Origin of the sequence: Paenibacillus hodogayensis (assembly GCF_039536325.1) — a bacterium.
Classification (GTDB): domain Bacteria; phylum Bacillota; class Bacilli; order Paenibacillales; family NBRC-103111; genus Paenibacillus_AB; species Paenibacillus_AB hodogayensis.
In genome coordinates this window covers 557253-571145 of the sequence record NZ_BAAAYO010000021.1, presented here as the reverse complement: position 1 = coordinate 571145, position 13893 = coordinate 557253, and the positions used below count along the sequence as shown (strand labels likewise).

At 52.9% G+C, this 13893-nt stretch carries 9 protein-coding genes; 2 read left to right on the top strand and 7 right to left on the bottom strand.

The window, feature by feature from the left end; translation table 11 throughout:
- Positions 1-2: 2 nt before the first annotated feature.
- From ABD796_RS35375 to ABD796_RS35365, 3 genes are all read right to left on the bottom strand, one after another.
- Positions 3-1001, bottom strand: a complete 999-nt coding sequence (locus ABD796_RS35375; RefSeq protein ID WP_344917456.1) for a LacI family DNA-binding transcriptional regulator — start codon at positions 999-1001, stop codon at positions 3-5.
- Positions 1002-1113: 112 nt separating this feature from the next.
- Positions 1114-2319, bottom strand: a complete 1206-nt coding sequence (locus ABD796_RS35370; RefSeq protein WP_344917454.1) for a Gfo/Idh/MocA family protein — start codon at positions 2317-2319, stop codon at positions 1114-1116.
- Positions 2320-2596: 277 nt separating this feature from the next.
- Positions 2597-5539: a TIM-barrel domain-containing protein gene (locus ABD796_RS35365; protein ID WP_344917452.1), complete on the bottom strand. Its 2943-nt coding sequence runs from the start codon at positions 5537-5539 to the stop codon at positions 2597-2599.
- Between the two features lie 196 nt (positions 5540-5735).
- Here ABD796_RS35365 and ABD796_RS35360 point away from each other — a divergent pair, with 196 nt between their 5' ends.
- Both ABD796_RS35360 and ABD796_RS35355 read left to right on the top strand, forming a co-directional pair.
- Positions 5736-6968, top strand: a complete 1233-nt coding sequence (locus tag ABD796_RS35360) for a Gfo/Idh/MocA family protein (protein ID WP_344917450.1) — start codon at positions 5736-5738, stop codon at positions 6966-6968.
- 17 nt (positions 6969-6985) lie between these two features.
- Positions 6986-8359, top strand: a complete 1374-nt coding sequence (locus tag ABD796_RS35355) for an ABC transporter substrate-binding protein (RefSeq protein ID WP_344917448.1) — start codon at positions 6986-6988, stop codon at positions 8357-8359.
- A gap of 68 nt (positions 8360-8427) precedes the next feature.
- Here ABD796_RS35355 and ABD796_RS35350 read toward each other — a convergent pair whose 3' ends face one another.
- The 4 genes from ABD796_RS35350 to ABD796_RS35335 all read right to left on the bottom strand — a co-directional run bounded on the left by ABD796_RS35350 (position 8428) and on the right by ABD796_RS35335 (position 13879).
- On the bottom strand, positions 8428-10347 hold the full coding sequence (locus ABD796_RS35350) for a hypothetical protein (RefSeq protein WP_344917446.1): 1920 nt from the start codon (positions 10345-10347) through the stop codon (positions 8428-8430).
- A gap of 331 nt (positions 10348-10678) precedes the next feature.
- Positions 10679-11560: a helix-turn-helix domain-containing protein gene (locus ABD796_RS35345; RefSeq protein ID WP_344917444.1), complete on the bottom strand. Its 882-nt coding sequence runs from the start codon at positions 11558-11560 to the stop codon at positions 10679-10681.
- 223 nt (positions 11561-11783) lie between these two features.
- Positions 11784-12815 (bottom strand): Gfo/Idh/MocA family protein, encoded by a 1032-nt coding sequence (locus tag ABD796_RS35340; protein ID WP_344917442.1) that lies wholly within the window; start codon positions 12813-12815, stop codon positions 11784-11786.
- 47 nt (positions 12816-12862) lie between these two features.
- Positions 12863-13879, bottom strand: a complete 1017-nt coding sequence (locus ABD796_RS35335) for a Gfo/Idh/MocA family protein (protein WP_344917440.1) — start codon at positions 13877-13879, stop codon at positions 12863-12865.
- Positions 13880-13893 lie beyond the last annotated feature (14 nt).

The following is a 13893-nucleotide window of genomic DNA, read 5'->3' as shown; positions in this document are numbered from 1 at the left end:
GGTCACAAAGCATAGTCCGAGACCGGTCGGGTCGTTCCACGGACGGTCAATTGAGAAGCCACTTTTACATGACGATACCCGCCTTCCGCGGGATGCCCGTGCCCGAGTCCGACCAAAATATCCAGTGCCGCGCTCGCCAAATGCTCGACGTTGGGCCCAACTGTCGTAACCACAATGTCTGTCATTTCTTCAAGTTCCGGAACATCATCGTAGGCGATGAGCGAAAGATCTTCCGGGATCCTCACATTGCACATTCTACACAGCTTTAGCAGTTTGAACATCGCGATGTAGCTGTCGACTATGAGCGCCGTCGGGCGCTGCGATTTCGTTTTGCGGAGCATATCCGCTACCCGATTCCACGATTCCGGAGCGTTTTGCGGAGTAAAGATGAGACGGTCGGGATGGTCTTCTAGTTGAAGAAGCTGTGCGGCCCGGTCAAACCCTGTGATCTTCTCCGAATTGTAGCCGATAAAGCTGATCTTGCGGTGGCCGAGTCCGGAAAGATGATCCACAGCTTGTTGAATCGCCTCTTGTCGGTCAATGGATATGGTATGGTAGTCAGGACTTGGAGAACTGTTGAACATCACCATCGTTCCCTGAAACGATTCTCTCGTCCGGATAAATTCCGGGGACGTATTCTCTGCAGTCGGCCATACAACGATAGTATCGACAAAATGTTTCATGAATGTTCGAACCGCCGCCGCCGGGTTTCCTAACGCAACCATCACCGAGTATCCTGCCTTTTCGGCCTGGATTTGAAATTGCTCGAACAAGTGATAAAGAAACAGACCGGACTTGTTCGGCCAAATCAAGCCGATGCTGTCCGATTTGCGGTCGACTAGGCGACGGGCGGCAAGATTCGGAACATAATTCAGTTTATTGGCGATTGCTATGATTTTGTTTCTTGTTTCCGCGCGGACACCCGGTTCGCCGTTAAGCGCTTTAGACACCGTCGTGAAACTGACGCCCGCCATTTGAGCAATATCTTTAATCGTAACCACGGATTCACCCAATTCATGAAAGTTCTGGTCTATGCTTTCATTATAAATGAGAATCGGGGACATTGCCATCCACGGCGGTTATGGGACCATTCTACCACCTCGTCTAATGGAATCAATCCAGCAAGTCTTGAATCCGTATACACTTTCCTTCCACAATGGAACGATTGGCGGCAACACCGATTAGCAGGGACATGGCTCCCGACATGGAACCGGCGCGCTGCCGCAGTTCATCCTTCGATTGCGTGCAGATCATCTGTTGAAGACGGTAGTCACCGCCTCCGTGCGAGCCCGTCGCTTTTTTGGTCTGGCGGCTGATCACCTCCCCAACGCGGTTATAGATTTGAATTTGGTGCATGGGCACTTCGGCTAGCGGTCCCCTGAAATACTCGCCCGCTTCCATTCTCCCCTCCGTTCCGTTGAACGTGGCGGTCCAATTTTTATAAGGACTGTGCGCCACCAAGGTGTAGTTCAGCAAGGCGCCTCTTGTGTATTGGACTTGGACAGACATCGTGTCATAGATGTCTATGTCGTCTCCAAACACGCATTTGTCCCGGATATAGCAATCCTTCTTCTCGTTATCGTAATAATGCTCGCGGATATATTTGTTGGCTTGAATATCGTAATAATGTTCGCAAGATTTTGTGAAGTCGCACGTCAAGCAGCGTTCCCCTCTTTGCTCCCTTGCGGGCCCGAAATATTGTCGGGTTCCCATCGCATTGACTTGCATCGGCTGATCGTCCAGCCACCAATTGACCAAATCAAAATGATGGGTCGATTTGTGAACGAGCAGCCCGCCGCTTTGATTCATATGTCGGTGCCAACGGCGGAAATATTGCGCTCCGTGAGTCGTATCGAGGTACCAGTTAAAATCGATACTCAACAGCCGGCCGATCGTTCCCTCTTCGATGATTTTTTTCAATTGGGCCATATAGGGCATGAACCTGCAGTTGAAGGCGACCGTTACTTGTCGCCCCGTACGTCGTTCCGCCTCCAATATCGCTTTGCACTTGTCGCTGTCTGTCGTCATCGGCTTTTCGGTAACAACGTCAAAACCGGCTTCCATCGTTCGGATGATGTATTCGTGATGGGTATTATCCGGCGTTGCGATGATATAAAGCTCGGCGCCGCTCTGAGCAAGCAATGTATCGAAATCGGCATAAACGGGAATTCCGCCATGCTCCTGCGCGAACTTATTGGCTCGCAGTGGATTGATATCGAACACGCCTACAAGCTCGACCTCGTTTGGAAAAGCGTCCGCCATCGGTTTTCCGAATGCAGCCGCCCTGTCCCCTGTTCCGACAATTGAGTACTTTTTCACTTTCAGCACCTACTTTAACGTTTTCTAAGAATACATTAAAAAACTGAATAATACCTTTATACAAATGTTTTATTCGACGTGATTAATAATACCAAACGTTTTCCATAATGGCAATACTGTCTTTGCCCTAAGATCGTTCGAGTGAACTCCCCAGCATTCATGCTCTGAAGATCCGTGGAAAGCTGCCGTTCTGCTTGAATGTTCCGTCCAGATATCCGTATGATAGGTGTCGGTGGTGCTTATTAAAATTTAGTACTGCATAGTTGTTCCAGTCAGCTTACAAGCGCCTCGGGCGTTTGAACGTTTCAGGCGGGGAGCCCCAATACTTCGCAAACACTCTCGAAAAGTGGCTAGGATCCTGAAAGCCGCTTTCGGCGGCCGCTTCGTACACTTTCATGCCGGATTCCAGAAGCGATCGCGCTCTGTTCATCCGCTGCATCAAAATGTAACTGGAAAACGGTTGCCCGACATGCCGTTTGAACAGGCGGCTCAAATAAAACGGATGCACATTGGTTCGTTGCGCGACCTGCTGTAAAGAAAGCTTTTGCTTCAGCTCGGCCTCCACTATAGCCAACGCTTGTCGGATTACGGGGTGGATGTCAGCGCCGCCCGGCGGGCGTGCAAAATCCATCATCCGCCGGACAAGGCGGCTCAGCAAAGCGAGTCCCTGAGCCGGTGTCCGGATTCGATGCATCGTGTACACGGGTTCCAAATCTTTGCCCCATACCTCCGAAGCCGTCCAACCACGGCGTTTCACATGGCTGATGAACAAGGAGCAGCCGTGGAGCAGGCGCAGCCGCCAATCGTCTCCCTCATGATTCCACCAGCTCACCAGTAGAATTCCGATCTCTTCCCTGTCCATTGTCTCCAATCCCAGAATCAATTCCTCGTCGGAAACCGACCTCGACGCGGTAGCTGTCGCTTCACCTCTTTCTGGCATACTCCGTTCTTTGCAGGGACTCGCAAGCGGATCGTCCAGGCTCAGCTTCACCCGCGCTCCTGTCCGCACATCCTCTGTTACCTGCAACTGAACGCATCGGGTATGTGGGATGTATTGCCATCCGGTTCGCGACTTCGCCTTGTCCCCCGTCTTTTTTTCCGGCATCGGCATCCCGTTCAGTTCGATGCCGGCTGGTCTGCCGCCGGTGAATACGGACAGCTCGTAGCTCCGCTTGTCCGGCATTCCTGCATACGCTCCGGTTCGAGGCCCGATTTTCACCGTGATCTGTCCGGCGTCCGATTCGCAGGAAACTTCTGTAGTGGCCATATGGCCTTGCTCATGGGCCAGCGTAATTCCGTCATCCTCATATATCGTAAACCGACTGCGCTCTCCCGGATAAATATGCAGCGTCATGCGTCTAATCTCCGTTTGCCCAACGTATTCCATTTCCGGCCACAACGGTAGAATCGCGCCTTCTCGTAAAAACAAAGGGCCTCCCGCCTCATCAGGGATTGTGCAAGAAACCGTTTGTCCGCCATTAAACGTTTCGCCTGTCCAGTAGTTGATCCAACGGCCTACAGGCAAGTAAACGCGATCGGTAAAAACGGCTACCAGCAAAAACGGTCCCAGCATGTACTGCTGCCGCAGCTCCCCGCAATGCGGGTCGTCCGGAAACATGAGCGGCATCGCTCTGGCAATAGGCATTCCCGTACGAGCGGCAACGTGTGCCGTAGCATACACGTATGGCAGCAGCCGGTACCTCAATCTGGCGTACTTGCGGAAAATGTCCCGAAGAGGTTTTTCCAGAACGCACGGATTCCGGAAGTAGCTGCCGCTATTGATAAACGACCAGGGCTGCAAAAAACCGGCATGGATGCTTTCGCGCATATCCACATTGATATGGGAAGCGGTGTGCGCATGACCCGACAAGCCCATGCTCAGCGCCTGAACAACCGCTACGACGCCGCTGTTGTATCTACCCGATTCCAAAGCAGTAAACTGCTGAATGCCGGTATACCCCGAAACACAATGGATAAACGGTCTTTTCCCCGTTTGCTCCGCATACCCCTCATAAGTTTGCTTGCCCAGCAGCACCGGATACAAATTGCACAGCTCCCGATCCTTCATGCCATTCGCCCACTTCTGATCCCGTTCCGTTTCCCTGTCCATCTGACTGTAGGAGGAAAAGCGAAAGGACACGACCCCCTCCCCGGCGAACGGACGCAAATGGGCATACCATGGCTCCGGCGCGACATCCGTTCCGCTTCCGGCTGCTTGGCGCGCAGAAACTTCCGCATACGCTGTCAGATCATAGTTAATGCAGTGCATGAGCAGACCGAGCTTGAAGCCGTGTCGCTGCAGCATGTCCATAAACGTGAACGAGCGGTCCTGGCCGGTGGTCGGCGCGGAAAAACGCGTCGAATGCCAGCGCATATCCGTCGCATCCCCTTTGCCCGTTTCGTTCCAGCCGCTGCCCAGACCGATGAGATCGCAAGGGATGCCTTCCTGTCGAAATTTCAGCACATCGTCCAGCACTTCCCGATCATGGGTCGTCATGTCGCGGATGTAGGCCAAACCGTACGCCCAGATCGGCAGCAACCTGGGCTTGCCGGCGATATCCGTGTATCGCTCCAACAACTCCCGGAAATCGTCTCCGCCGAATACGTAAAGATCAAGCTCCCCTTCTTCGGCAGTGATCCTCATCTCGTCTGGATTCGTTTGGCCTAGATCGAAGGCGTGCGGCCATGTCGTATTGATCAATAAGGCCCAACCGCCGCTGCTCATCACGAAAGGAACCGGTACCGGGTTGGCGCCTGGCGCGACCGAAATGACAGCTCGGCTGCCGCGCAGTTGAAGGCGATCGGGCACAGCATTCCCCAAGCCGTAGAGCCGCTCCCCCTCCGTCAAGGCAAAACGGATATCAAATCCCCCTTCCGCGCCGATCGTCAGGTTCGACATCGTAAGCGGCAAGCTTTCCTTACCCGAACTCCAGAACGTTAGCGTTCCGTCGGCACGTCCGATGCGCAGGCAAGCCTGTTCGGTACTTACGGTGAACGAGTGCGCCGTTTCTTCCGTCTCCGTCGCAACGGTCTGGCCCGTCTTCCGCAAAATGCCGTATCGATGAAGCGTCGATTCGGCAAAATCTCCGCCAACCTTTGCCCGGATGCGAAACGTACGGGGCGCGACCGCGAAGGCCGCCAGCTTTCCACGGTTTGACCAGCCCATTTGCAAGCCGTGTCCGTCATCGACCGCCGGACCGTCGCCATCGTATCTCCACATGTCCCGTTCACTCTCCTTTTCTGATCCGATAATTCCGCTGGCAAACGGATGGACAGGTTATGAACATCCATGATAACAGAGGAGTTGATTATCGATCGTCAAACAATGGTTATCGTACGCACCTACACACCCCTCTTCATACTTGCTAATCTGAGGGTGTACATTCAAATCAAATTAAACCAAGGGGGCGTACAAGTTGAAGAAAATAGCGGTTGCCGGAGCGGGAGCGCGTGCTCATATTCTCGTGAAACCGTTGGCCACACAATTTCGCGAAGAGGTCGAACTGGTAGGCGTCTTTGATCAGAATCCGTCCAGAGCGCGCTTGCTCGCGGAAGAATGCGGCCATGTTCCGGTTTACGACAGCTTTGACAGCATGCTGCAGAAGAGCGGCACTGATCTTGTATTGATCACGACGATGGACAGTACGCATGACTCCTTCATTATCCGGACATTGGAAGCCGGACTCGACGTCATTACCGAGAAACCGATGACTACAGATGCCGTGAAATGCCAGTCCATTCTGGATGCCGAGAAACGGACCGGTCGCAACATCAAGGTCGCTTTCAATTGCCGCTATATGCCCTACATGATGCGGGTAAAAGAGCTGCTGGACGCCGGTACGATCGGAGACATCCTCAGCGTGGACTACAACTGGTATTTGGACTCGAACCATGGCGCACAATATTTCCGGAGATGGCATCGCCATATGAGCAACAGCGGCGGGCTGCTCGTCCATAAGTCGACCCATCATTTCGATTTGGCCAATTGGTGGCTGCGCGACGAGCCCGTTGAAGTAAGCGCCTTCGGTGAACGGCGCTTTTTCGGCCCTACGCGCGAAGAACGCGGCTTTCGTTGCTTGAATTGCAGCTTTGCAAGCACGTGCGAGTTTTATTTCGATATTACGCAACACCCGTTCAACAACGACTATTTTCATAAATGCGAGACGGACGACGGCTACATTCGCGATCGCTGCGTGTTCGGCGAAGATATCGATATTTACGATACGATGTCTGTCCATGTCCGATACCGGAAAGGTACTGTCTTGAATTATTCCCTCGTTGCGCATAGCCCGTATAAAAATTGGACCGCCACCTTCAATGGCACCAAGGGCAGAATCGAGGCTGGCGAATATTATACCGGCGATAGAGCGGACGAACCAACGCAACAGATTCACCTTTTCAATCAAAAAGGGGAAAAAGTCGTGTATGAAGCCCGAAAAGCAACGGGTTCGCACGGCGGGAGCGACGACCGGATCCGCAAAATGTTCGTCCAGAACGAGCCGACCGATTCGTTGGAGCAGCGGGCCGGCTCCTGGGAAGGCGCCCTATCCATGCTCATCGGAGCGGCCGCGAATATCTCGATCCAGGAGCAACGGAAAGTAACGATCCAAGAGTTGTTGAATTCGAATGCAATCACAAACCATCGGTGATGAAGGAGAGGAAATCCGTGAAATCCGTGAAACCCATTCCGACCATTTCAAGTAAAGCCAAGCGAGCCGTCAGTTGCTCGACTGCCATGGCAGCCTTGCTGCTGGTACTTGCGTCCGGCTGTACTCCCGCTCCGGCTGAAACCAATCGCGAAGCTGGGGACACCCCGCCGCAAGACGGCCAGCATGAACAAGCCAAGCTTGTATTTTACTCCAATAACGGAAACTCCGAAGAAAGCTTCGATCAATCCTTCGGCAACGCATTGCGAAAAAAATTTCCGAACTACACGATCGAATACATCCGGGCCGCAACGGGTACATCGTTGCAGGATTTACTGGCCTCGGGTACGAAATTCGACATTTTCTTCAATACCATCGGCAACTTCGAACGTTATATGATCGAAAGCGGCATGGAATACGATATGCGCGAGCTGATCAAGAAACATAACGTCCCCTTGTCCGATCTGGATCCGGTTTATGTGGATTACATGAATGGTGCCGCCGGCGGTCCGATCTACGGATTCCCGATTCAAAACAACGTAATGACCTTGTTCTACAACAAGACGCTCTTTCAGAAATTCGGCGTCCCCTTTCCGCAAAACGGTATGACCTGGGATGAAGCGATCGAATTGGGGAAAAAACTGACCCGACAGGAAGCCGGCACCTCCTACGTCGGTTTGACCGTAAATCCGGCCAACACCGCCAATCAGAACCAGTTTTCGCTGCCGAGCGTCGATCCATTGACGATGACGCCGACGATTAATACCAACCCGCTTTGGAAACCGTTGTTCGAAACGTTGTTTGTTCGTCCGTTCGAACAGGAAATCGCCCGCGCGGAAACGATCCGACTGAAAAAAATACCCGACCATTACACCTTCGTACGGGACCAAACGTTAGCCATGTACGGCTATTCGTCGGGGCTCATCTCCGCCTTGGGCGAGGAAATGAAACAGATCGATTGGGACATCGCGTCGCTGCCTACTTTTCGCGAAAAACCGGGTGTGGGCGCGCAGCCTTATCCGTTCCAGATGGGCATCACTTCATTTAGCGCGAACAAGGATGCCGCGATGACAGCCTTGAAATTCCTGCTTTCCGAAGAGTATCAGAAAGAAATATCCGAAAAGGGACAAATGCCGGTATTGAAACTGGAAACCGTAAAGCAAGCATTCGGCAGCAAAACCACCTTCAGCAATAAAAATTATTCGGCCCTTTTTTACAACAAGGTGGCTCCGATTGCGTTTAAAACTCCGCCTTACGGCGCCGCCATCGACAGATTTCATACAAACGGTGCCTTGCAGCTGGCACAAGGACAAACCGACATCAACTCCCTGTTCCGCCAAGCGGAGGAAGAGGCGACGAAAGAGATTAACGCGCTAAGACAAAACGCGAAATAAATCGGCAGGGACGGTAAAGCCTCTAATCCGCTTTGAAGCGGATTAGAGGCTACTTTCTGTTGAGCAGCTCAGATCGACCAGACGCCGGGCAGCAGCGCTCTCACTTTGCAGACCGTGCCCGGTTCGATCAGCAAGCTTGTCGCTCCGGCCGCTCCCGGCAGCTGCAAGATATCCGATCCGGATGCCAGCAGCCGGATCTTTCCTCCGGACTGGGAAGCGTTGGCGAATGCATACTCCAACCCGATCGATACTGCGGAATCGGGCAGTTGCACATCCTTCGTCCCCGTTTCGGCGGACGGGAGCATCAGTTCGATCCCTGCGAACAATCCGCCGCTCAAGGTAAGGTTGTTATTCAGTACGTATCTGGGGCGAGGGCCCGTATAGGTCAGCCGGCTATCGTCGGAGACGTTAAGGCGCAAAAAACCGCGATCGCCTTCCAGGTCGTTTTCCGAATACGGATCGATAATGTGCAGGCCGTTGATCGACGCCCCGGATGCCGCATTTGCCCAAAAGGGGACGAGCATCTGCGGCGTGCTTCTGGTATCGATGGCCCTCGGACGTATTAGCGTTATTTTGCCGATACGGACTTGACCGCTCGTCACATGGGAGGCGACGATATCGATCGAGAACGCGCTCCGCTCCTGCGGGTAGGAAGAGCCGGCAACGCCCGCTTCGTTGGGGTCGTGTACGGCGACATCGGTCGCGATCACTTCGGGCGCATTCGGTCCCCAACGCGCCCACTCCACCGCTTTGCGTGCCGGCCGCACGATCGTCGCCTTCTCGATCACGATCGAACCCCGGATCTTTTTCGTGAGGTTAACCCCGCCGCTCAGTCCGGGAAAGGCGAAGCGAAGCCCCCCGACCGGACCGTCCGACTCGGAACGATAGTTGGCGATGTAAACATCAAATAACGGATTTACGGTACTCGAGGCGGTCAGGAACCCTGGTACGAGCTGCAGACCGCCTCGTCCGTTGTTGCTGGTCTTGACATCGATAAGCGATACGTCTATCTTGTTCCCGAGCTGACTGTTAGGTTCGATATCGATGCCGTAACCCGGGTTTGTCAAAACGATCTTCCCGGTATTGCGGTAATCTCCCCCGACGATCCGTCCACTCTGGACGGTGACGATCGACAACCCTTGCCTGCGATTGGAATCGGCAATGCAATCCTGAAGCAGTATATGCTCGGGGATCGGCAGCGCCGAATTATGCGGGTATACGCCGATATAATATCCATCGCCCCAAAACCTCTCGGCAGTTCCGTTATGGATGGCGACATGTTTGCTGCCGGAAGCGATATAAAAACCGAACCCCCACTCTCCGCCGGTCCCCGTATGGGTCCCGATATCCCCGATCACCCAGGGACGCCACATCGTAACGTGCTCGCAGCCTTGCAAGTTAAAGAGCACATGCTCGCCGTAAGGACTCGCTTTTGCTTGAAATCGAAACCGACCGTCGAACCAATGGGTGCTGTCGCTCGGTGGTCGGATGCCCCCGTTGAACTTGGTTGTCGGATAAGCGGGGTCGTCGCAATCGATGACCGGCGCTATGTCCCCGGTATAGAAATAATTCTTCGCCCCTTTGGCATACGCGGCCCGGACTCGTGCCGTGCAGTCGACGCCCGTCTGGACGCCGACCTGCAACATATCGATTCCCTGCGAGATTTCCAATACGGCGACTTTGCCCGATGCGATCAACCCGTGATCGACATAGCCGTCCGGCGACCCGGTATAACTGGCAGTTGACGTAATGAAGTACCAGGCCCCGCCGCCGTCCCCGGAAGCGAAATAGCCGCGCGTCCTAACGAGTTGGCCGTCCTCCGGCGATGACAAGCTTTTCATCGCGGTGATGTCATCGACTACGATCACTTGTTCGCCGCCGGTCGCCTGCACTTGGGTTTGGCCCAGCACGCTGCCCGCTACCAACATTGCGCCCGCGCTTGTGGCGGTACCGAGCAAAGCCCTGCGACTCATCCTCTTGTTCTCCACTATACAGTCCTCCTTCGTTTCTCTTGCGCATCAGTCATGAATCTAAAATGTAAGCGATTTCATTTTATCTTGAAACGATAGGCTTCGCCATCCGAGACCTTGCCCCTGCAGTAAAGTCGCATGCAGGACTTGTATGGCCTCCTTTCTTCCCTTCAAGTCCTTCCGTCGAAGAACTTGTCAGGGCTACAGGCTTTCCTCTACTATATAAAACACGGAAAGGAGAGGCTATTGCGGAAAAGGACAGACACTGTGCGGATCCGGTCACTTTCCCGCTTTCCAGGATCGATCTGCTTCAGACAACGGTTAAGCATCCTTTCTGGTTTCGATGCGGCTACCTATTCTGTTCTCTGTACTTGCCCGGCGAATAACCGCATTGGCGAACAAACAATCTCCCGAAGGAAGCGGCGTCCTCATAGCCGACCCGATGCGCGACAACAGACACAATGTCGTCGGTTTCGATCAGCAATCGCTTTGCCTTTTCGATCCGGACGAACTGCACAAATTCGTATACACTGGTGTCTCGATACCGATTGAAATGCCGATTTAACTGGCGCTCCCCGACGTAAAACAGTTTCGACAGCATCGGCAACGTGATTTTCTGGTTGTAATGCCTTTCCACATAACCACAGACCCGACGTACAAGCAGTTCGTTCGGAGAAGGGATCTGCAGCTTGTGCTTCCCCTTGTTGTAGTAGCGGGACAGCAGGATGAACAGTTCGGTCATTCGCAGCTGCACTAGAGCTTGATAACCGGAATCCCGCTGCGTCATTTCCTGATGCAATTCCTCCAGAATGTCCTGCGTTTTGTCCGCGTCAGCCGCACCCAAATTCAGCTTGTGGTTAAACCTGATTTCGCGATTTAAAAAAGGCTGTACGTAAAAAAAATCGAACGAATCGCCCAACCGTAACTCACGAAGCACATACGGCGCCATAAAATCCGGATGGAACAAACAGTTGATCACTTCGATGGTCTGACCTTCATTGACGATGTAACCGTGCTTCTCGCCCGGGTTAATCATAAAAATATCGCCTTTATTGATCTCGTATGAAGTATCTTGGAACAAATGCGTCGCTTGACCGCACTCCACATAAATCAGTTCGACGAATTCGTGAGTGTGCAAAAGAGGCATGCTTCTTTGGTCATGACGGTTTCGCTGAATCCAAAAAGGGAAATTGTCGGGATGCTTATAATGAGCCAATGATTTTACCAGCATATATCGTATCCTCCCTCCAGCGTATAAAATCTGCGTTTCCGCCGGTAGCCGTTCCAGATTGAATTTCGTTCCGACGTTGGAGGTGCACCTCCGCCCGGTTAACAGACGTAGGGATATCTCCACTTTTCACTATTTTACTTCACCAGATGACGTTTTTCTAAGCAAAAAAATAAAAAAGACCCTCTAATCAAGGGTCGTAGACTGTTGAGAAAGCCCTAGCTAGTCAACACAGCCAAACTTCTTTACTCTTACGTGCCGATTCGTATATGGCGAGCACGATCTCGACAGCGTCCCGGCCTTCTTTGCCAGTAATAAGCGGCGGGCGGTTGTAGCGGACGGCATCGACCATATCCTGAATTTGAATGTTAGTCGTATCGCTCGTAACGTTTAGTTCGGCGTTTCCGATAACATCCGCCTCTTCGGCCACCATGTTGTCGCCATGGATTTTCCAAGTCGAAATTTGGTTGTTCCGCATCCCGATTCCGCCGTTCTCACCGAAAATATCGAGCGATGTGCCAAATCCCGGATATGCTGACGTCGTCCCGGCAATCGTTCCGCAAGCGCCGTTTGCGAACTTTAGCAGAGCTACTCCCGTATCCTCCGTCTCGATTTGGTGCGTGCTGACCTGCGTGTGACCGATGACCGATTGGACCGGACCCATCATCCACTGCAGCAGATCGATCGTATGGATCGCCTGATTCATCAGCGAGCCGCCCCCATCCCAAGCCCATGTTCCTCTCCAGCCTCCGTTTTGCTCATAATATTCCTTGGTTCTGTATAATTCGATATGAGCGTTCGCCAATACGAGCTTGCCCAGTCGTCCGCTTTCAACAGCCTGCTTCATATGACGGACAGCTGGCATTAGCCGAATTTGGAAAATGCAGCCGAGTTGCAGCTTGCGCTGCTCGAATGCGGCAAGTGCACGATCTATCCGATCCAGCGTAATATCAAGCGGTTTCTCGGTAATCGCGTGTTTGCCGGACTCGGCGATTTGCAGCAGCATATCGGTATGCAGCCCGCTCGGTGTACACACGTGTACGAGATCGATATCATCACGTTGCAGCAGTTCGCTGAGATCCGTATAAGCATCCACCCCGTGCTGCGCTGCGGAACGTTCTGCCGTTTCCTTGTTTTTGTCGCATACCGCGAGCAGCTCTGCTCCTTCAGCACGCAGAAGTGCATGGATGTGCGTTTGTCCTCTACCCAGCCCAACAACGGCCGCACCTACACTTGCTTGATTTCGTTTTTTGTTCATGTAACTATCTCCTACTCGGATTAGATGTTAACTCGTCACCTGATGATTTATTCATAACAAGTTCTTCGTACGGCTCGTTCGTCCGCTTCGATGGCGGCTCGGCTAGCTTCTAGTATATCGCGGTGCGTAAATAAACCCGGTTTGCCATTAATGCGATCGATAAAATCACTTGAGGCTGATACCACTACCTCAGCCTGCGCGTCAACATAACCATTCTGATCCTGTGCTTCCCCTCGGGTGATACGCAGCTGCCTCTTCTTCTTTCCGTCTGATGCATCATAACCGACATCCCACTCCGCATACCCTTCCGTACCCGCGACAACGATCCGGCTGAATCGTCCGTCCGTATTGTTACCCGGCGTGTGCCAATCTGCGTACAGCTGTGCGGTCGTCCCGTTATCCATCACAACCTGAACCGATGCCACGTCGTAAAAATCCGGATATTCCGGTAACATGTTTTTAGCAAGAACGCTTTGTATCAAAATGATCTCACGTCCGGTCAGCCAGCGCAGCAAATCCATATCGTGAATGAGCAGATCGATCAGTACGCCGCCATTCCGCTCTTTGGAAAAATGCCACGCATCCCGGGTGGACGGCATCAGCTTGTGGGGGCTGGAAATATGAATGTGGGCCAGCTTTCCGATTGCACCGGCGTCAATTTGACTCTTTAGCGCGTTCATCCAGCCAGAGAAACGCTTCGGGAGCATAAGACCAATTTGAATGTTCCCCCGTGCTACGACCGCTTCCAGGCGTTTCAGTCCAGACCGGTCCGTGACGGCCGGCTTGTCGAGCATAATATGGATGCCTCTCCGTTCACAAGCTTCAATTAATTCTATTTTCTCATTGTTGACCGCGGAGGAGCCGACAATCTGTACATCAGGCGATAGCAGCTTCTCCCTTTCGTCCACTAGAGGTATTCCATACTTCTCTGCATACAGGCGCGCCAGCTTCCAATCTTCCGGATCGTATATCCCTGTGCAAGTATGACCATTGTCGAGCATCCATTGGATAAAGTTGGAAATATGCCCGTGACGACAGCCGATGATTGAAAATTGATACGACATCTTGTTCTGCTTCC